Source organism: Streptomyces sp. NPDC050448 (assembly GCF_040655295.1).
Lineage (GTDB): Bacteria > Actinomycetota > Actinomycetes > Streptomycetales > Streptomycetaceae > Streptomyces.
In genome coordinates this window covers 48,481-67,477 of the sequence record NZ_JBFAJR010000034.1, presented here as the reverse complement: position 1 = coordinate 67,477, position 18,997 = coordinate 48,481, and the positions used below count along the sequence as shown (strand labels likewise).

Annotated in this window: 13 protein-coding genes and 6 pseudogenes; 11 read left to right on the top strand and 8 right to left on the bottom strand. The window is 69.0% G+C overall.

The genetic code is table 11. The features are described from left to right. Nucleotides 1-76: 76 nt before the first annotated feature. The 3 genes from AB0I68_RS30490 to AB0I68_RS30480 all read left to right on the top strand — a co-directional run bounded on the left by AB0I68_RS30490 (nt 77) and on the right by AB0I68_RS30480 (nt 8,739). On the top strand, nt 77-1,345 hold the full coding sequence (locus AB0I68_RS30490) for a beta-ketoacyl synthase N-terminal-like domain-containing protein (protein ID WP_363180597.1): 1,269 nt from the start codon (nt 77-79) through the stop codon (nt 1,343-1,345). Nucleotides 1,346-1,527: 182 nt separating this feature from the next. Beyond that, nucleotides 1,528-7,842, top strand: coding sequence for a type I polyketide synthase (locus AB0I68_RS30485; RefSeq protein WP_363180596.1), 6,315 nt, complete (start codon nt 1,528-1,530; stop codon nt 7,840-7,842). Between the two features lie 747 nt (nt 7,843-8,589). Next, nucleotides 8,590-8,739: a hypothetical protein gene (locus AB0I68_RS30480; RefSeq protein ID WP_363180577.1), complete on the top strand. Its 150-nt coding sequence runs from the start codon at nt 8,590-8,592 to the stop codon at nt 8,737-8,739. 168 nt (nt 8,740-8,907) lie between these two features. Here AB0I68_RS30480 and AB0I68_RS30475 read toward each other — a convergent pair whose 3' ends face one another. The 3 genes and pseudogenes from AB0I68_RS30475 to AB0I68_RS30465 all read right to left on the bottom strand — a co-directional run bounded on the left by AB0I68_RS30475 (nt 8,908) and on the right by AB0I68_RS30465 (nt 10,166). Beyond that, nucleotides 8,908-9,246, bottom strand: coding sequence for a hypothetical protein (locus AB0I68_RS30475; protein WP_363180576.1), 339 nt, complete (start codon nt 9,244-9,246; stop codon nt 8,908-8,910). Nucleotides 9,247-9,381: 135 nt separating this feature from the next. Further along, nucleotides 9,382-9,474: pseudogene (locus tag AB0I68_RS30470) on the bottom strand (WhiB family transcriptional regulator); the annotation flags it as partial. An 89-nt stretch (nt 9,475-9,563) separates the two neighbouring features. Continuing rightward, nucleotides 9,564-10,166, bottom strand: coding sequence for an EF-hand domain-containing protein (locus AB0I68_RS30465; RefSeq protein WP_363180575.1), 603 nt, complete (start codon nt 10,164-10,166; stop codon nt 9,564-9,566). A 219-nt stretch (nt 10,167-10,385) separates the two neighbouring features. Here AB0I68_RS30465 and AB0I68_RS30460 point away from each other — a divergent pair. From AB0I68_RS30460 to AB0I68_RS30450, 3 genes and pseudogenes are all read left to right on the top strand, one after another. Next, nucleotides 10,386-10,528: pseudogene (locus AB0I68_RS30460) on the top strand (IS5/IS1182 family transposase); the annotation flags it as partial. 310 nt (nt 10,529-10,838) lie between these two features. Continuing rightward, nucleotides 10,839-11,162: a DUF427 domain-containing protein gene (locus tag AB0I68_RS30455; RefSeq protein WP_363180574.1), complete on the top strand. Its 324-nt coding sequence runs from the start codon at nt 10,839-10,841 to the stop codon at nt 11,160-11,162. A gap of 177 nt (nt 11,163-11,339) precedes the next feature. After that, nucleotides 11,340-11,561 (top strand): annotated as a pseudogene (locus tag AB0I68_RS30450) (transposase); the annotation flags it as partial. A 27-nt stretch (nt 11,562-11,588) separates the two neighbouring features. On the opposite strand, the pseudogene AB0I68_RS30445 reads toward AB0I68_RS30450, so the two are convergent. Continuing rightward, nucleotides 11,589-11,843 (bottom strand): annotated as a pseudogene (locus AB0I68_RS30445) (nuclear transport factor 2 family protein); the annotation flags it as partial. Continuing rightward, nucleotides 11,840-12,838 carry an NADP-dependent oxidoreductase gene (locus tag AB0I68_RS30440; RefSeq protein WP_363180573.1) on the bottom strand — a complete coding sequence of 333 codons (999 nt, stop codon included), beginning with the start codon at nt 12,836-12,838 and terminating at the stop codon, nt 11,840-11,842. The pseudogene AB0I68_RS30445 and the gene AB0I68_RS30440, both read right to left, overlap by 4 nt. Before the next feature lie 122 nt (nt 12,839-12,960). On the opposite strand from AB0I68_RS30440, the gene AB0I68_RS30435 reads away from it, so the two are divergent. Then, entirely contained in the window at nt 12,961-13,836 is an 876-nt protein-coding gene (locus tag AB0I68_RS30435; RefSeq protein ID WP_363180572.1) for a LysR family transcriptional regulator, read from the top strand. Between the two features lie 157 nt (nt 13,837-13,993). Here AB0I68_RS30435 and AB0I68_RS30430 read toward each other — a convergent pair whose 3' ends face one another. After that, on the bottom strand, nt 13,994-15,211 hold the full coding sequence (locus AB0I68_RS30430; protein ID WP_363180595.1) for a transposase: 1,218 nt from the start codon (nt 15,209-15,211) through the stop codon (nt 13,994-13,996). Between the two features lie 50 nt (nt 15,212-15,261). Between AB0I68_RS30430 and tnpA the strand changes: the two genes are divergently transcribed. The 3 genes and pseudogenes from tnpA to AB0I68_RS30415 all read left to right on the top strand — a co-directional run. Beyond that, on the top strand, nt 15,262-15,690 hold the full coding sequence (tnpA, locus tag AB0I68_RS30425; protein WP_363180570.1) for an IS200/IS605 family transposase: 429 nt from the start codon (nt 15,262-15,264) through the stop codon (nt 15,688-15,690). A 407-nt stretch (nt 15,691-16,097) separates the two neighbouring features. Further along, on the top strand, nt 16,098-16,229 hold the full coding sequence (locus AB0I68_RS30420) for a hypothetical protein (RefSeq protein WP_363180569.1): 132 nt from the start codon (nt 16,098-16,100) through the stop codon (nt 16,227-16,229). A 62-nt stretch (nt 16,230-16,291) separates the two neighbouring features. Then, nucleotides 16,292-16,476, top strand: a pseudogene (locus AB0I68_RS30415) (IS630 family transposase); the annotation flags it as partial. A gap of 104 nt (nt 16,477-16,580) precedes the next feature. Here the strand turns inward: AB0I68_RS30415 and AB0I68_RS30410 are convergent. Then, nucleotides 16,581-17,309, bottom strand: a complete 729-nt coding sequence (locus tag AB0I68_RS30410; RefSeq protein WP_363180568.1) for a TetR/AcrR family transcriptional regulator — start codon at nt 17,307-17,309, stop codon at nt 16,581-16,583. 111 nt (nt 17,310-17,420) lie between these two features. Between AB0I68_RS30410 and AB0I68_RS30405 the strand changes: the two genes are divergently transcribed. Then, nucleotides 17,421-18,554: an NAD(P)/FAD-dependent oxidoreductase gene (locus AB0I68_RS30405; protein WP_363180567.1), complete on the top strand. Its 1,134-nt coding sequence runs from the start codon at nt 17,421-17,423 to the stop codon at nt 18,552-18,554. Between the two features lie 27 nt (nt 18,555-18,581). Here AB0I68_RS30405 and AB0I68_RS30400 read toward each other — a convergent pair. Then, nucleotides 18,582-18,930, bottom strand: a pseudogene (locus tag AB0I68_RS30400) (LysR family transcriptional regulator); the annotation flags it as partial. Nucleotides 18,931-18,997 lie beyond the last annotated feature (67 nt).

The window sequence follows — 18,997 nt, the reverse complement described above, 5'->3', positions numbered from 1 at the left end:
AGAATCCATTGTCACCTGCGGGTGACTCGTGAACAGGCGGACCAGGCGACGCGGGCGGGACGCCGTAGTCACCGGAATCGGACTTTGCCTTCCAGGCACCGAGTCCCCGGTCCTCACCGCCAACGAACTCTGGGAGGTAGCCAGCCACGGAACGTCGTGCCTTGTCAAAAAGGGCGTCTACTACGGCAGCGTGAACCTGTCGAATGAAACGTTCGAGGAACGAGTGGTCGGCGTTCCCGACTTCTTCTCCCGCCACTACACGAACGCCCATCGCTTCGGGTTGGTGTCGCTGGCACAGGCGTGTACGGACGCGGGCCTCGATGTGCACCGCGATCTCGAAACAGCCGCTGTCCTAGTCGGCCGCGGGGGTGTGGACGCCAACATCGACAGCTACCTCGCCGTCCTACGGGCCGACCCCGCGACCCTCCCCGTTGCCGAGGCGATGGAGATGTTCGTCGCGGCGGAGCAGTCGGTCACCCCCTCGGACGTGGCCCTGGTCCAGGGCGCGCTCACGCGGTCCAAGGGCGCCAACTTCACTGTGTCGTGCGGTTGCGCGTCCTCCGCCCTCCAGATCGGCAATGCCCAACGCATGATCGCCTCGGGTGAGACCGAGATCGCCGTGGTGACTGGGGTGGACATCTTCAGCGTCCCCCTCATCCACAACATCCAGCGTCTGCTGAGCGGAGCCCAGCAGACGTACGACGCCATGCGGTCCCAGGACATGCCCGCCCTCCTGCCGTCATTCGCATCCTTGATGCGTCCATACGACCGGCGCGCCGACTGCATCAACCACGGCGAAGGGTCCGCGACCATCGTCATGGAGAGCCGAGACCACGCCTTCGCACGGGACGCCCGCCTCTACGGCCAAGTCCTCGCTCAGGCAACCACCCGGGACGGGCTGGCCAATCCACTGGCCTGCGACGACACCGGAAGGGCGCTGGTGTCCGCGGTGCGGCGGTGCCTCGGCGACACCTGGGAGATCGACCAGGTGCCCTATGTCCACGGCGGCAGCGACGGCAACGCGGTGGTCACGACGTTCGAGGCCAACGCCATCAGGGAGCTGTACGGTCCCGCGTCACGTGATCTGCTCATGTCCTCCCAGGAAGGCTGCTTCGGTCACAACGGTGCACCCGCGGGCTGCCTCGGGGTGGCCCTGACCCTGCTGATGATGAACCACGGCCAGGTGTGTCCCACCACCAACTGCGAGGAACCTGCGGACAACCTCACCTTCGACCCGGTCCCGGGGACGGCTACTCGGTCCCTCGACTTCGACTATGCCCTCAGCTTCAACTACCAGATGGGCGGAGTGAAGAGCGCCATCCTGTTGGGCAGTCCCGACGTCTGAAGGCTCCCCTGCCAGAGCCACTGAGCTGCTCGCGGGCCGTCCGAAGCCGGCGGCGCCCCGCGGGAGCACGAGGTCCCGGTTGTCGCGCCAGCTGTGTGGCACACCCTCCTTCTCCTCGAACTCCCCAAGCTCCTCGAACCACATGCATCCGCTTTTCTCACAAGGAGACTCCCGTGGCGGCTATGGACAAGCACCCCTCTCGCCCCGCGAACGGGCCCATCGCCGTCATCGGCATGGGCTGTCGGCTTCCCGGAGACATCGACTCACCGGCCGCCTTGTGGAATCTGCTGATGGAGGGCCGTGAGGCGGTGGGCGCCCCTCCGCCCGGCCGCGATGCGCCCGCACCGGCGGCCAGGATGTCAGCCGACGCTCAGGCCCTGCACCGGCGGGGCGGGTACCTGACCGACGTTTCGCGGTTCGACGCGGATTTCTTCGGCGTCTCCGGGAGAGAAGCCGACGTCCTCGACCCACAACACCGGCTCCTGCTGGAGGTCGTCTGGGAGGCCCTGGAACACGCCGGCCTGCCTCCCGACCGGCTCGCCGGCTCCCACACGGGCGTTTACACCGGTCTGAGCTACAACGACTACATGGACCAGCTCGTCGGTCTGCCCCAGGAACTCGAAGGTTCCATTCTGACGAATGGTCACTGCGTGGCCGCAGGCCGCATCTCCTACCTTCTCGGCCTGCATGGCCCCAGCATCGCCCTGGACACCGCCTGCTCGTCCTCACTGGTCGCCTTCCACCTCGCCTGCCAAGCACTGCTCCGCGAGGAGTGCGATCTCGCGCTGGCTGCCGGCGTCAACCTCATGCTCACCCCACGCACCACCCAGTCCTTCGCCAGGATGGGCATGCTGTCCCCGACCGGACGCTGCCACACCTTCGACGCTGCCGCGGACGGATTCGTCCGCGGCGAGGGCTGTGGTGCCGTCGTGCTCAAACGCCTGGCCGACGCCCGCAAGGACGGCGACCGCATTCTCGCCGTCGTCCGCGGGTCCGCCGTGAACCAAGACGGCCGCTCCGACGGCCTTGCCGCCCCGTCACCCACTGCCCAACAGGCCCTCTACCGCACGGCACTCACCCAGGCCAGTGTCGACCCGGCGCAGATCTCACTGATCGAAGCCCACGGTACGGGCACCCCGGTGGGCGACCCGGTCGAGTTCACCAGTCTGGCAGCCGTGTACGGCAACGGCCTCTCCCCGTGCGCCCTCGGCTCGGTCAAGACGAACCTCGGCCACCTGGAGCCCGCCGCCGGCATCACCGGACTGATCAAGACCGTCCTGTGCCTGCAGCAGGGGGTCATTCCTCCCAACCTGCACTTCACCGGCTGGCACCCGGCCATCGCCGCGGACGCCACCCGCTTCTTCGTCCCGGTCGAACCCACCCAGTGGCCCGGGCGGCAGCCGGTCAGGCTGGCCGCGGTCTCCTCATTCGGCTTCTCGGGGACCAACGCCCACGTGATCCTGCAGCAGCCACCGCGGCCCAGCCGCCGCGCCGCACTGCCCGCCCCACGCCGGCCGGAGAACGCGGCGCCCGAGGTGATCCTGGTCGCGGCCGGATCCCACCGCGCCCTGCCAGCCGCGGCCGGTCGCCTGGCCGACTGGCTGGAAGGAGCCGGTGCGCGCGTCCCGCTGCGGGACGTGGCCCACACCCTGGCCCTGCGCCGCAGCCCCGGACGTGGGCGCCTCGCGGTCGTGGCCCGTACCCACGCCGAAACCCTGGAGGCACTCCGGCTGTTCGTCGCGGGCCTGCCCCATCCGGCCCTCGTCTCGGGCACGGCCGATGTCACCGCTCCTCACCAGCCGGTATGGGTCTTCTCCGGACAGGGCTCCCAGTGGTCCGGCATGGGCCGCCAACTCCTCGCGCGCCACGAGCCCTTCGCGAAGGCCCTGACTGAGGTCGACGCCCTCATCCGGCAGGAGGCGGGGTTCTCCGTCCTGGAGCTGATCCGCGCGGATGAACCCGTATCCGGGGGCCCGCGGATCCAACCGGTACTCTTCGCCATGCAAATCGCGCTAGCCGCGGCCTGGCAGGCGCATGGGGTCCGGCCCGCTGCCGTCATCGGGCACTCCATGGGAGAGGCCGCAGCAGCCGTCGTGGCCGGAGCGCTCACACTCAGCGACGGGGTCCGCGTCATCTGCCGCCGCTCGGCACTGCTGGAGCGGATCACCGGGTCGGGCGCGATGGCCAGCGTCGCCCTGGACCAGGCCACCGTGGAGGCGGACCTCGCCGACGCCGGGACCGGCGCCGTCTGCGTGGCGGTCCTGGCCTCGCCCGGCACCACGGTCGTCTCCGGCGACGCCGACCAGATCGCCCGCCTGATCACCCGATGGGGGGAGCGCGGAATCCTCGCCCTGCCGATCGCGGTCGACGTCGCCTCCCACAGCCCCCACGTCGACCCTCTCCTGCCCGATCTGCGCGAAGCTCTCCTCGATCTGAGCCCCCGTGCGCCCCGCATCCCCTTCTACTCCACCGTGACCGAGGACCCGCGGCACAGCCCTCTCCTGGACGCTGCCTATTGGTGCGACAATTTGCGCCAGCCCGTCCGCTTCCATGCCGCCGTGGCCGCCGCCGCCCAGGACCGCCACCAGATCTACATCGAGATCTCGCCCCATCCCGTGATCACCCAGTCCCTCACGGAGAGCCTGGCCGAACTGACCCCGGAAGCGCTGGTCCTGCCCTCACTGCGCCGCGGACAGGACGAAACCGCCACCTTGCGGACCCAGCTCGCTGCCGTCCACTGCGATGGCGGCACCGTCGACTGGACCCCCCTGTATGGCGACGGCTGCTTGACAGACGCCCCCACCATCACCTTCGACCGCGCCCGCCACTGGACCTCCGGCGAGGCACAGCCGGCCGACGCGGGAGCCCTGCCCGGCCGGCACACAGAGATCCCCGGCGAACCGATCCGCCACACCTGGAGCGCCAGCGCCCCCACTCGCCACCTGCCCTGGCTCAACGACCACCGCGTCCACGGCACTGCCGTCCTGCCCGGCGCAGCATTCTGCGCCCTCCTGCACACCGCGGCCCGAACCGCACTGGGCGGTGCCATCACGGACATCGAGATCACCGACATCACTTTCCACGACCTGCTACGCCTGACCGACGACACCGAAATCAGCACTACGCTCACCCTTGCCACCCCCCAGCAGGCCACCGGCGAAATCCACTCCCGCGAGCCCGGCGGGACCTGGCAGCTGCACGCCTCGGCAAGTACCCGCGGTGTGCCCACACCCCAGCCCGCCCGTGCGGCCTCAATCCCGGCCCTCGACCGCAAGCACCCCGTCACACTCGATTCGGCCGCCCTTTACGCCGGGTTGCGTGCCTGCGGCCTCGAACACGGACCCGCCTTCACCGGCATCACCGGGCTCCACACGAACAACCACCGGAACAGCTTCTGGGCGCGCATCCAACTTCCACCCACCGCCCGTACTCCCGAGCACGCCCTGAGCCTCCATCCCGTCCTGCTCGACCTGTGTCTGCAACTGCTGGTCGCCGGAGCCGGCAACGACAGCGCACCCGCGCCCATCCTGCCCGTCCAGATCGGCGCTCTGCGGATCCTGGGCGACCTCTCACAGGCTGTCCACGCGCACGCCTGGGTCACCGAGAGCACCGAGACGACCCTCGCCGGACACGTCCGTGTCCTGGACGCCGGGGGCCGACCGGTACTGGCCCTCGACGGCGCGCGCTTCGCCCGCCGCGCACCTGCCCGCGGTACTGCCGTCGAACAGTGGTTCATGGAACTCGGGTGGCACCACGCGCCCCGCTCCCACGCCCGGCAGACACCGCCCGGGAACTGGCTCATCGTGGGTGAGGGAGATGGCGAAGCCGAACGCCTGGCGACACTCCTGCGGGACGCCGGTGCCCACGCGGAGGTCCGAGAAACACCGCTGAGCCGGGAGGGACTCGCCGCACTGGCCGACGTCTTCCGCAACCACCTGGCCGCCGGAGCGGGACCCTGGCGCGCCGTCGTCCTGTTGTGCGGCACGCCGTCCGCCGACGACAGCGACCCCACCCACGGCGCACAGCAACGTGCCAGGCGACTGCTCGCCTTCGCCCAGGCCGCCGAAGACCACAACGGAACGTGGCGCCTGTACACCGCCACCCGGCACGCCCGTGCGGTCACCGCAGACGAGGCCGGTCACCCCGCCCACGGCACCGTACGCGGCGTCGCACGTGTCCTTGCGATCGAGCACCCGCGCCTACGGCCAACCCTTGTCGACACTGATCCCGGAGCACCCGGGCTGCGCGCGCTGGCCGATGAACTCCTCGCCGGCGCCCCCGAAGACGAGGTCGCACTGCGGGATGGCACCCGATACGTCGCACGCATCGACCGCGCCCCCGTCACCCACGCCGAACGCACCGCCTGTACCACCCGGGTCGTCCGCTACGGCGAGGACGGGTTCCGCCTGCGCGTCGGACGTCTCGGCGATCTCGACAGCCTCGAGCTGGTGGCAACCGGCCGTCGTCACCCTGGCGAGGGAGAGGTCGAGGTGCGCGTCCAGGCCGCCGGGCTCAACTTCCGCGACGTCCTTACAACCCTCGGCATGCTCGGTTCAGAGCCTGTCACCCCTTACCGCATCGGCTTCGAGTGCGCGGGGGAGGTCACCGCCGTGGGAGCGGGCGTGGACCACGTCCGCGCTGGAGACACCGTCCTTGCCGTCCAGCTCGAAGGCGGCGCCTTCGGCTCCTTCATCACCGTTCCCGCCACCGCCGTCGTCCCCGTCCCGCCCGCCCTCACCCCCGAGGCGGCAGCAGGACTGCCCACGGCGTTCCTCACCGCCTGGTATGCCCTCCACCACGTCGCACGGCTGGCCCCTGGTGAACGCGTCCTCGTGCACTCGGCCAGCGGCGGCACCGGCCTGGCGGCCATCGCCGTCGCCCGCCTGCTGGGTGCGGACGTCCTGGCCACGGCCGGCACCGAGGAGAAACGACGCTACTTGCGCGGCACCGGAATCCGCTGCGTCATGGACTCCCGCACCCTGGACTTCGCCGAACAGACCCGCCAGGCGACCGGCGGCGAGGGAGTAGACGTCGTCCTGAACTCCCTCGCCGGCCCCGCAGTCCGCGCCGGGCTTGAAGCTCTGCGCCCGTTCGGCCGCTTCGTCGAACTCGGCGTACGCGACATCATGGCCGATGCCGCCCTCAAACTCGCCCCGCTGCGCCACAACATCACATTTGCCACCGTCGACCTCATCGGACTCCAGCAGGGGCGACCAAAGTTGTTCGGTACGCTGCTGCGGGAGGTCGTGGACCACATCGCCGCGGGGCGCCTCAAGCCGCTGCTGTGCACCCCCTATCCGCTGGATCTGGCCGCGGATGCCTTCCACTCGATGGCCGGCGCCCGGCACATCGGCAAAATGGTGCTGACCGTCCCCGATCGGGGAGAGACCACCGCCGTCCTGCCGGACGGGCCTCCCGTCGTACGCCCCGACAGCGCATACATCGTCACAGGCGGCCTGGGCGGTCTCGGGCTGGCCACGGCACGCTGGCTCGTGGAGCAGGGAGCGGGCCGGGTCGTCCTCAACGGCCGCCGGCCACCTTCGCTGGAAACCGCGCGCGCCGTCAAAGACCTGCCTGGTACCACGATCGTCCTCGGCGACATCTCCCGGTCCGGCACCGCCGAACGACTCGTCAAGGCCGCCACCGAAGGCGGTGTGCCGTTGCGCGGGGTCGTGCACTGCGCCATGGTCCTCAGCGACGCCGCCCTGGGCACCGTCCGCGACTACCAGCTCAAGCGGGTGTGGGCCCCCAAGGTCACCGGTGCCTGGAACCTCCACCAGGCCACGGCCGGACAATCCCTGGACTTCTTCGTCCTGTACTCCTCCATGAGTTCCCTGCTCGGCAACGCAGGACAGGGAACGTACGCAGCCGCCAACGCCTGGCTCGACGCCTTCGCCACCTGGCGCACCCGCAGCGGCCTGCCCACGCTGGCAGTCAACTGGGGTCCTTGGGGCGAGACGGGGCAGGCCACCGATTTCGCCGATCGCGGCTACGAGACCATTCCCACCCGCGAGGGGATCGAAGCCCTGCACACCCTGCTCGCCCATCAACGGGTCCAGACCGCCGTAATCCCCGGGCCGCCGCAGACCTGGATCCCCCGGACGGCCTCGGCCTCCAGCCTCTTCGCTCTCCTCGCACCGGACGACCTCCCGGCTCGGGATGAGCCCCAGTCCGGCGCCTCCGGCATCCGCTCCCGCTTCGAAGCCCTGCCCGTCGGCATCGCACGCCAGACCGCCCTGGAGACCTACCTGGGCGACCACATCCGCGCCATCCTGCGCACTGGCAGCGCCACGCTGGACCCGCAGACTCCTCTCAAAGCCCTCGGCTTCGACTCGTTGCTGGCCACCGAACTTCGCGTCCGCCTCGAAACCGAACTCCCCGTCCGCCTCGCCGGGAACTTCATCTGGCAGCACCCCACCGTGGCCGCCCTCGCCACGGCCCTCGCCGCCCTCATGGGCCTGGCACCAGAGGCGAACCCCACCCGTTCCGACACCTGACACGGCCCCGGCCAGGAAGACGTCGCCCTGACACGGCCATGACCCGAGGGCAACGCCCTGCCCGGGCTGGCACAACCGCCAATGACCGCTGTCAGGAGGTGTCAAAGGCGCCCCCCATGTGCTCCGGCGGCGCGCCCCTCCATTGGGGTGAGGATGGCGTCAGATCCTTGCGGCATATGCCCAGATGCTGAGTCAATGAAGTATCCAACCGGTGGGCAGCCCATCCCTCTCGGGGGGCGTGGCACTGATATGGCCTGCGGCTCTTTGCTGGTCAGGGAGCCACCGACGTACCGGAGTCGCGATGGGCCCCCTCGAGGGGGGTTGGATCGCCGGTCGGTGCCGCTTCTGTGGCACCGACTGGTCGGTCGTCGGCCTCCGTCATCGTCCCGTGCTACGGAGGTTGGATCGCCGGTCGGTGCCGCTTCTGTGGCACCGACTGGTCGGTCGTCGGCCTCCGTCGCCGTCCCGTGCTACGGCCGGGGTCTGTGGCATGGCATCGGTGAGTCGCGCCGGACGAGCTCGACGTTGAGCACATGCCGCTCCCGTCGAGCCGCCGCAATCACGACCTCTCCGCGCACCGCCTCGGCCGGCTGGGCGGTCAGATGAGAGAAGACCTGATCCCGAAAAAGCGCAAGCGGCGGTCCGGAACGCTCGGATGCAGATGACGCGAGGGCGCCGACGGTACGCGCGTTCGACCCGCTGCCAGTCGGGCGCTCCTCCATACAGGTGACAAGTGGAGTTGGCGTCTTGTCGTGCGATGCCTCCAGCAGCACCACGACCGTCCAAGTCACGAGCGCGCCCGTTCCGCCCGGCCCCGTTCCCGGATTCTGCCTGCTCGCCTGCGGCGGCCTGATCAACTTCACCACCGGCAACATCTCCAACTACGTCCACATGTGAGGACGGCAAGCGCATGCAGTGCCCGGACAACGCACTTCATGACACCCAGACGTTGGCATTTCCGCCCCGGGCAGTCATGTAACACTGGCGTCCCCCTCCACTCTGCGGGTCTCGCCCATCTCGGGGCGAAAGCAGTGGCAGTCGTGCAGCGTCCACGGCCCCGTCTGGTTACTGCCGGCTGGGCTCCGTTTGCCCCAACAGATCCGCCAGGTAAGCCCGGTCGTCCTCCTGCGGCCCGTCGGCGCGGCTGTGCTGCTGACTGAGCTGGAGATAGCCCCGCAGGATCTTCGGGTCCATGCCATTGTGCTCGCAGTACGCGGCAATCAGCATGGATACGCAATCCATGGTGTCCGCCGCGTCCGTGGCCCGGTACAGCGTCATCCGCTTCCAGTCGCGCGCGCCGTCCGAAGCAGCGTAGCGCATGACTTCTTGGCAGCGCCCGACTGCTTCAGACACCATCTGGTTGACCGCTCGGCGCAGCGGCTCGGGCATCGGGGCATATTCCATGGCTGCACGTTATAGGGGCCACGCCGAAGCTGTGGCCCCTGATCACCCGTACGCACCAGCGCTGCGTCAGGCTGCCTCTTCGGGAAGTGATCTCATTTGAACGGCTCCCGCGAGGCGGGCGCGAAGTCGAAGCGGTCAGGCGGCGCTGGCGATGTGGCAGCGGGCCGCGCGGCGCTTGAGGGAGCGGCGCTCGTCCTCGGTGAGTCCGCCCCACACGCCGTGCTCCTCGCCCGCCTGGTCCAGCTCGACGAGGCGGAACCCGGTGCTGCGCGAGGTCCTGTATACCGCGCGAGAACGCCAGCCGGGATGCTGATCGATCACCAGGCGGACCCATTCGGTGGAGATGCCACGCCTGAGCGGCTGTCGGACGCGTGGAGCGCGTGGGCCATGGCGGAAGTGCCGCCGGACACGTAGGTACGGATCGAGGCCAGATACTCTTCTCGGTCGATTCGTCCGTCCCCGTCGGCGTCGAGTGCCTCGAATGCCCTCCTGGCGTTGTCGGCTGGGTTCCCCAGTGCCGTACGCAACGCTGTGAACTCGTCCTGGCTCAGGGCTCCATCGGCGTCTGCGTCGGCCAGATCGAACAGGGACCCCAGCGCCTGTCGGCAGACATCGTCGAACGCGTCGGCGCCTGCCCACCTCGCATACTCCTCGTAGGACACCTGAGCGTTGCCGTCCGCGTCCATCGACGCGTATACCCGCTCATGAGCCGTGATAGCGGCGAGGACGCGCGGGTCGTTCCAGTCGCGTCCAAGTGCGGCTGCTGCACGCTCAGGCCGCATGAGGTACTCCTGTCGGGAGATGACGCCATCCCCGTCCACGTCCAGCATGGCGAAGATATTCTCCTTTGCGGTGACGGCAGCAGGGGTAGCTCCGATACTCATGAGGCCGGCCTTTCCGTGAAAGAGGCTCGTGGTCACGCAATGCGTGCCCCGCCGCAGGGGCGTTAGCCGTCAGGTCATCCACATGAGTGAACGCGTTGTAGTCGCGAACCCACCCGAGTGGGTTACCCAGCATCAACTAGGATCTGATCCACCAGCGGTACGACCAGATCGTGAAGTACACCACCGCCCTGCGCCTGGGCACCGCCGAGGCCGGCAGGGCCTGCACCGCTTCACCCGCGGCGGTCCCAAAGGCTCCGCTTACGCGGAATCACCCACCGGATCGCCCGCAAAGGCATCGAGTCTTCCCAGCGACTCGGCCGGGCCGGCACCGCTGGACGATCGAACGCACCATGGCCTGGCTTGCCGGCTGCCGTCGACCGCACCGGCGCTATGAACGCAGCTGGACTGGTCCCGCTGTGCGATCGCGTGCGGCGCTCGCGGGGCAGGACGGCGCCTTCGTAGAGCTTGACGTGTGCCGCGAGCCGGGAGAGGGCGACGTTCGTGCCGCTGAACGCGGTAAAGAGGGGGTTTCCGTCGGTGTTCGCGGGGAGTTGTGAGGCGTGTTCGTCAGCGCAGTCGAGGAGGCCGGGGTCCGTGCGGGCTGCCGAAATCCTGGGCGACCCGCTGTTCCACCCCCGGGACCGATGTTCCACGGCGTCCATCGGGGGTCGCGGGAAGAATTCCTCGGCCGGGTGCGCTGAAGAGCGTATGACACGTGGACACGACATCACCATCGAGCAGGGCACCGAGCACGTGCGCGTCGTGAAGGACGGGCAGGTGCTGGCCGAAAGTCGGCGCCCCTTGGTGCTGCGCGAGACGGGTTGCCCCCCGCGCTACTACCTGCCGCCCGAGGACGTGCGCACCGACCTGCTGACCCCCTCCGACACCAGTACCCACTGTCCGTTCAAGGGGGACGCCGGCTACTGGTCCGTACCCGGCGCCACCGACCTCGTCTGGACGTACGCGGACCCCAAGCCGGACGTCGCCGCGATCAAGGACCACCTCTGCTTCTACGACACCGAGATCCTCTGACCCCGCCTGCGGCGGCCTGCGGCTCCCCCGGTGCCGATGCCGCGCCCGCCAAGTGAGCCGGCGAACCGGCACGGGCACCGACCCGACATACTCTCCGGTCCGGCGCGCCCACTCGGCGACTTACGACCGATCCGCTCACAACTCACCGGCCCCCACCCGGCGTGCGATTCCGTGGCCAGGGGATTCACGCCGATCCCGAAGCGCTGGGCGGTCGAGCGGACCCACGGCTGGCTCATGCTCCACCGCCGCCTGGCCCGCGACTGCGAAACCCTGCCCACCCGCTCCGAAGCCGTCATCCACATCGCGATGACCGACCTCATGGCCCGCCGCCTCACCGGCGAAAAGACCATCTCCTGGCGCGACCCGACACAGCAGACCAAACAGCCGATCCTGGGATGAAACAGCGGGATAGAACGACCGCACCTCAGCGGTGGCGGCGTCCGTCGTCGTGACCACGACATTGCTCAGGTGGTGCCGCACCCTTCCGGTCTGGGCCGTGTGCCCGTCACGGATGAAGTCGAGCACCGCCGCGCGTCCGGCGACCGGGCCGAGCACTCCCTGTCCGGGCATCGTGAAGGTCCAGGTGGTGTCTTCGGTCATGACCGCTTCCAGCTCGGGCACATTCAGCTCGTCCAGGGCGTGGGCGTAGTTCGCCACCGCCTGCTGGAGTTCGTCGATCACGAGACCACCGTCAGCACGATCTTGCCTTGGAGGTGGCCCTGCGCGGCTCGCGCGTGTGCGCTGTCCGCCTCGGGCAGCGGGTAGGTGCTGTCCACCCCGACCTGGAGCTTGCCCTCGTCGAACAGGCGCCCGATCTCGGCGAGCTGGGGGCCGTTGGAACGCACCTGAATGTCCGAGACCGTGATGCCCAGACTCGCCGTCTCTTCCGGGTCGTACGGGGCGAAGAACACCGGAAGCATGGTGCCGCCGCGCTTGAGCACGGTCAGGAAGCGTGAGCCGTCCGGGCCACCGACGGTGTCGATCACCAGGTCGACACCGCTGACGACGTCCGCGGCCTGCGTCCTGGTGTAGTCGATGAACTCATCGGCGCCGAGCTTGCGCAGGAACTGCTCGTGCCGGCCCGAGGCCACCGCGATTACGTGTGCCCCCTTCCATTTCGCCAGTTGCACCGCGAAGTGGCCCACTCCGCCGGCGGCCCCGTTGACCAGCACGGTCATCCCTGGCGTGATCGGCACCGGCTGGTGCACCCGGCCGGTGAAAGGAGACGGCACGTCGTGGCCGAGATCAACCAGGTACTGCCAGGCCGTAAGCACGGCCATCGGCGCCCCAGCCGCCTGCACGTGGTCGATACCGGCCGGCTTGTGAGCCAGGTCCGAAGCCGGCGCGGCCACGTACTCGGCGTACGTCCGGCCGTCGAATCCGGGGAACCGCAGCATGCCGAAGACCTCGTCACCGACGGCGAACCCCAGCACGTCCGGAGCGACCTCCTGGACCACGCCCGACATGTCCGTTCCGGGGATCAGGGGGAACTCCAGCGCCGGCCTCATCTCGGCCGGCATGACCTTCATCCCCTCACGCAGGTACCAGTCCGGCGGGTTGATGCCCGCCGCGTGCACCCGGACGAGCACCTCGCCCGGGCCGATCTCGGGAACCGGCACCTCGTCATACTGCAAAACTTCCGGCCCGCCCGCTTCGTGGAACTGGATCGCCTTCATCGCGCCTGTCGCTTTCTTGGGGAAAGGTTGCGCCTTCAGTCAAGGCCCAGGACGGCATGGCCGTCCAAGACCGGTTCGGCAACCTAGCCATTCCGAAACGGCATGACGCGTACGCTGGAAGGGTGAACGATCTCGGACAGGACCTGGAACTGCGGCTGGTGCGCTACTTCACCGTGGTGGCGGCGCACCAGCACTTCGGCCGGGCCGCCGCCGACTTGCACGTGGCCCAGCCGGCGTTGAGCCGCCAGATTCAACGGCTCGAGAAGTATCTCGGCGCACGACTGCTGGACCGCGTACCCCAGGGCGCCCGGCTCACTCCGGCCGGCCAGAGGTTCCTCCCCCGGGCCCAAGCCCTGCTGCAGGCCGCCCGCCAGGCCGAGCTGGCCGTGCGCGAACAAGCCGAGACCGAACGAATCGCCATCGGCTACGTTGAAGACCTGGTGATCACTGCCGCCGTACGGGAACTGCGCCGCCGTTGCCCGGACGCCGAGATCGCCACCCGGTACCTGAGCTGCCGCGACGTCGGGGCGCTGTCCGACAAGCGCGTCGACGCCCTGATCGCGCGGGCCCCGCTGCCGCTTGCCGCCGACGACGTGTTCACCACCCCGCTGTACGAGGAGCCCCGGATGCTCGTGGTCCCGCGCGGCCATCCCTTGGCCGACCGCGCGTCGGTGACCGCGGAAGAACTGGCCGCCGAGGAGGCGGCGCCGTGCGCGTTCGAAACCGCGGACTGGACTTCCTACCGGATCCTCGGGGCCGGCGTGCCGCCGGTCGAGAGCTACGAGGACAAGCTCGAACTCGTCGCGAGTGGCAGGGTGATCGCCGTGCTACCGGTCGGCGATCGGCGTAGCTCACTGCGTCCCAACCTCGTCACCGTCCCGATCGAGGGCGCTCCCCCCAGCCAGGTCGTCCTGGTCAGCCGCAAGGGTGACCCGAATCCGATGATCAGGAATCTCCGGCTGGCGGCCAAGGCCGTCCTGACCGCCCCGGCAGCCTGACCGGGACCAGCCGACCCGCTTGGCGCTGAACTGCACCAAGCGGTGCTCACGCGCGCCGTGTTCGTCGCGCATCTGCCGGTATCGCTCGGGGTTGGGTTGTGCCGGCTCGGCGTCCGACCCTGTGACTCCTCCCCGCCATAAATGACGGGGCTTCCTGTTACGCCGGGTCGGCGTCGCAGCGGACCAGCCCGGCCCGGTTCAAAACGTTGATCGCGCCCACCGTGTCAGCGTGCGCCAGGTGGCCGCAGGCGACGCAGTGGAACTTCTCCTGAGTGGTGCGGTTCTCCGCTGAGACGTGCCCACAGGCGGGGCAGGTCCGGGAGGTGTTGCGGGGGTCCACAGCGATCACGTGCCGTCCGGCGCTTGCAGCCTTGGCGGTGAGGATCGCGAGAAACACCCCCCAACCCGCATCGTGGATCGATTTGTTCAGTCCGGCCTTGGCTGCCGCTCCGTTGGACAGGAAGCCGCCCGGTGTCTCGGGGTCAGGCTTGGGCTTGGGGGCGCGCACCATGTTACGGATCGTCAGCTTCTCGTGCGCGATCAGATCGTGCTGACGGACCAGGACGAGCGCGGTCTTGTGCGCGTGGTCGAGGCGCTGACGGCGCACCTTGCCATGCAGGGCGGCGACCTTCTCGACCGCCAGGCGGTGCTTCTTCGTCCGCTTGTCGCGGCGGACTCGGGGGAACCGGGCCAGGGCTTGCTGAGCGTCGGCGAGGGCATCGGCGTTGCTTCGACCATGGCGCGGGTTGGGCACGAACTCGCCGTTTGAGTCGGCGAGGAAGTTGCTGATGCCCAGGTCGACGCCGACCACGCTGCCAGTCTTGGGCAGCGGCTCGGGCTGTTCCTGCTCGGCGGTGACCACGACGAACCACATACGGCCCTCGCGCTTGACCGAGACGGTCTTGACCTTGCCGACCACGGCACGGTGCTGGTTGACCTTGACGTGCCCGACGCCCTGGAGGCGGACGCGGGTGGTCGGGTCGTACGGGGTGCTGTCCCAGCGGCAGCCGTCGCCGTCCTTCGGGAAGTCCACCGTGTCGAACCAGTTCACCCCGCGAAAACGCGGGTAACCGGGCGTTTCGCCGGCCTTGACCCGGCGAAAGAACGCGGCGAACGCCTTGTCGAGACGCCGGAGGGTGGCCTGCTGAGAAGAGAACGACCAACGGCCGTGCCGCTCCGAGTCGAACGCCCGAATGTCCTTGAGCTGGGCGGACTGCGTGCCGTACTTCACCGACGTCTTGGAGACGTGCCGGTAGGCGTCACGGCGTTCTTGCAAGGCCCCGTTGTAGAGCGAGCAGTGATCGCGGAGCATCTCCCCCAGCGCGATCGACTGGCCCACGGTGGGCCGCATGAGGAACTTGTACGCACGGATCACCCAGCCCACCCCCTTCGGTCGAGTTCGCTTGAACATACTACCCTTGGCGCATGTCACCACGTTGGGAACCAGACCCCGATATCAGGCGAGGAAATCACGTCGTCTGCAACCTCCACGCACACTTGGTGTTCGTCACCAAATACCGGCGTGAGATCTTCAACAGCGAGATGTTGACCAGGTGCGAGGCGATCACTCGGGACGTGTGCGAGAGCTTCGGCGCAGAGCTGCGCGAGTTCAACGGCGAGGGCGACCACGTCCACCTGCTCGTGCACTACCCGCCGAAGATCGCCCTGTCCAAGCTGGTCAACAGCTTGAAGGGCGTCAGCTCCCGATATCTGCGGGCGGAGTACACCGGCCGGATCAACCGGATCGGCATGGGCTCGGTGTTCTGGGCACCGTCCTACTTCGTGGGGTCCTGTGGCGGCGCACCGCTGAGCATCGTCAAGGACTACATCGAGAACCAGAAGCGTCCAGCCTGACCGTCACCCCTGAGGCGCAGAGATCTCCGGCACTCCGCGCCTCCGGGCCCAGGATCGCATTCCCGACCGGCCTGAAGGCCGGGATTCCCTGCGAAGAACAAGGGATGGAACGGCGTTCAAGCACGCCGTCTCGGCCAGGAACCGTTGCCGTATCGCGTGAGGATGCAGGGAAGCGACGATCCGGTCTTTGCCGACGAGGCGGTGGCGGATGTCGGGGAGGGTCGGCAGCGTGGAGCTGGATTCGAGGTCGACCTCGCCCCGGCGTAGGTCGGGGGTGTACGTGCCGGTTCGGCGGGCAGACGCAGCTGCACGCCGGGGCCTGGCGGTGGATGGCGCGATCAGGGCCGTACCGCAGGCGACGGTCAGGGCGTCGTGATCTCGGCGTCGACGGCGGGGTGAAGCCGGAGATGGTGGCCACCGAAGCCGCCCCGTACGGCGACATGGCCTTCGGCCTGTACACGATGGACGAGGGCGTCGCCCGCCTCTCCGCGCTCATGCCGGCATATCAACTTCTTGGGCCGCCACCTGTTCAACACTGAGGCCGCCGACCACGGCCAGGGCCTGCGCCCCTTCCGTGACCCCGACGCTGCCGAAGGCGATTATGGTGCTGGACAACTACGCCACCCGCAAAACCCCGGCCGTCAGGATCTGGCTGCCGGCCCACCCCGCCTTCACCTGCACTTCACGCCCACCGGATCGTCGTGGCCGAACCTGGTGGAACGCTGGTTCGCCGAGCTGGCCAGCAAGCAGATACGACGAGGCGTCCATCGATCCGTGCAAGCCCTGGCGGGTCGTTTCGGGGGATCGCGTTGCGTCGGGGGTTCGGCGCGCGGAGGCCGGCGTCGGGGTGTGGAGTTCCCCGATGAACCCCGGTTGATGCTGCCGGATCGTCAGGGCCGGACGGGGAGGTTGGCTTCCCATCCGTCGAGGAGTCGTTCGAGTCCCAGTTCGAACCCGCGCTCGGCTCTGTCGGCCGCGTGGGGGAGCTCGGCATCACGAATGACCCGGGCGAGGAGTGGGTGGCGCCCGGCCTTGACGACTTTGTCGAGGTAGGGCGTGTGGGCGTCCATCCATTCCTGGATGCCGACTCCGGAGCGTCGGACGGCTTCCTGTTCGGCGAGCTCGCCGATGGCGTAGCCGCGGACGAAGGCCTGCAGCGTGTTGACGACGGTGATCATGACGTCGATGTCGAAGCCGAGGGGATCGAGGGCGGCGAGTGCGTATTCGGTGGCATCGAGGGAGTTCGGTCCAAGTGATGGGCGCCCTGCTGCGAGGGAGGTCATCCAGGGATGCCGGTGGATGGTGGCTCGGGAACGATGGGCCAGGCTTCGCAGGTCGCTGCGCCAGTCGCCGGTGGGGGCAGGCGGGCCGCCGTCTTCGGCCGCTACGGCGTCGAGCATGAGGTCGAGCAGGTCGTCTTTGGACGCCAGGTAGCGGTAGAGCGAGGCTGTGCCCGTTCCCAGTTCCTTGGCGACGCGCCGCATGGACAGCGCCTCGATGCCCTCGGCGTCGGCGATCGCGATAGCGGCGCTGGTGATCTCCGCCCGGGTGCGTGACGGCGCGGGGCCTTTCGCGGCCCGCTCCGGCCGGTTCCAGATCACCGTGTGGGCGTCGTCCATCGGTTTTCCTCCTCACTACTGCGCTCACTGTTCGCAGTAGTGCTATCGTAGCGCCGGTACTGCGAACACTGTATCGCAGTAGAGCGGTGTCCAAGCGAAAGGGAAACCATCATGAGCACTCCCGTCACGATCGTCGGCGCCGGGCTCGGCGGCCTGACCCTCGCACGGGTCCTGCACCTGCACGGCATCCCCGCGACCATCTACGAAGCCGAGACATCGGCGGACGCCCGCACGCAGGGCGGTCAGCTCGACATCCACGAGTACAACGGGCAGCTCGCCCTCGACGCGGCCGGCCTCACCGACGAGTTCCGCGCGATCATCCACGAAGGCGGCGAGGCCCTGCGCGTGCTCGACCAGCACGGCGCGGTACTGCTCGACCAGCCCGACGACGGCACGGGCGGTCGCCCCGAGGTGCTCCGCGGAGACCTGCGTCGGATCCTGCTCAACTCGCTGCCCGACGAGATGATCCAGTGGGGACACAAGGTCACCAGTGTCCGCCCCCTCGGAGACGGAAGGCACGAGCTGACCTTCGCCGACGGGCCAACCGTGACGACCGGCCTCCTCGTCGGCGCGGACGGCGCCTGGTCGAGGATCCGGCCGCTGCTCTCCGACGCGAAGCCCGAGTACGTCGGCACGTCGTTCATCGAGACCTACCTGTACGACGCCGACCAGCGCCACCCCGCAGCGGCCAAGGCCGCCGGCGACGGTTCCCTGTTCGCCGTCACAGCCGGCAAGGGGATCCTCGGCCATCGAGAGGCCGACGCCGTTCTTCACACCTACGTCGCGCTCAACAAACCGCAGGAATGGATCGCCGCCATCCTCGCCAGTCCCGAAACGGCGGCGGCCAAGGTCGCGGCAGAATTCTCCGGATGGGCGCCTGAACTCACCGCACTCATCACTGACGGGGAAACCGCCCTCGCCCCGCGCCCGATCAGCGCCCTGCCGATCGGCCACTGCTGGGACCGCGTTCCCGGAGTGACGCTGCTGGGCGACGCCGCCCACCTCATGTCACCATTCGCCGGGGAGGGCGCCAACCTCGCCATGTTCGACGGCGCTGAACTCGGCAAAGCCATCGCCGCGCATTCCGACGACATCGAAGCCGCCCTTGCGGAGTACGAGCAGGCTCTTTTCCCCCGCAGTGCCCAGTTCGCCGCCGAATCCGACAAGAATCACCAGCTCATCTTCGGCGACAACGCCCCCGCCGGCCTGCTCGACCTGCTCATCGGCCAGGAGTCGACCGAGTGAGCGAGATCGCTGATCAGGGGATCGGAGCCGCGCGAACTCCAGCGCGGCTGCTTCGGTGGGCGCGGTCACGCGGCGGGTGAGGCCGAGCGGCGCGAGGGCGTCGTCGAGGGCGTTGCCGAGATTTCCGCGCCGCGAGACGGTGACGTGCTCAGCGGCGGCGTACTGCTCTGCGGTGACGGTTTTGACGCGGGTGAGGGGGTGCCCTTGCCGCGCCGCTCGGGCGGTTGGCGTTCGCCTCCAGGTCGACCTCGCCGCGCCGCAACTCGGGGGTGTCGAGGCTCGATTCCGCGACGAAGCGCAATCGCACTCCCGGCGCCTGTCCGCGTACGGCCGCGAGCAGTGCGGGACCGCTCAGGGAGACCAGGGAATCGTGCCAGTGGAGCCGGGTCGCTCGGCGCGGACGCGTGCACCTGCGGCGAGCGCAGGGAGCGCTCGCCGCAGGT

Bases quoted from the DNA above. Each gene is read 5' to 3' on its own strand.
- AB0I68_RS30475 (WP_363180576.1), bottom strand. From the start codon at position 9,246: ATGGAATATGCCCCGATGCCCGAGCCGCTGCGCCGAGCGGTCAACCAG.
- tnpA (WP_363180570.1), top strand. From the start codon at position 15,262: ATGTCACCACGTTGGGAACCAGACCCCGATATCAGGCGAGGAAATCAC.
- AB0I68_RS30455 (WP_363180574.1), top strand. From the start codon at position 10,839: ATGACACGTGGACACGACATCACCATCGAGCAGGGCACCGAGCACGTG.
- AB0I68_RS30405 (WP_363180567.1), top strand. From the start codon at position 17,421: ATGAGCACTCCCGTCACGATCGTCGGCGCCGGGCTCGGCGGCCTGACC.
- AB0I68_RS30420 (WP_363180569.1), top strand. From the start codon at position 16,098: ATGGTGGCCACCGAAGCCGCCCCGTACGGCGACATGGCCTTCGGCCTG.
- AB0I68_RS30410 (WP_363180568.1), bottom strand. From the start codon at position 17,309: ATGGACGACGCCCACACGGTGATCTGGAACCGGCCGGAGCGGGCCGCG.
- AB0I68_RS30485 (WP_363180596.1), top strand. From the start codon at position 1,528: ATGGACAAGCACCCCTCTCGCCCCGCGAACGGGCCCATCGCCGTCATC.
- AB0I68_RS30440 (WP_363180573.1), bottom strand. From the start codon at position 12,838: ATGAAGGCGATCCAGTTCCACGAAGCGGGCGGGCCGGAAGTTTTGCAG.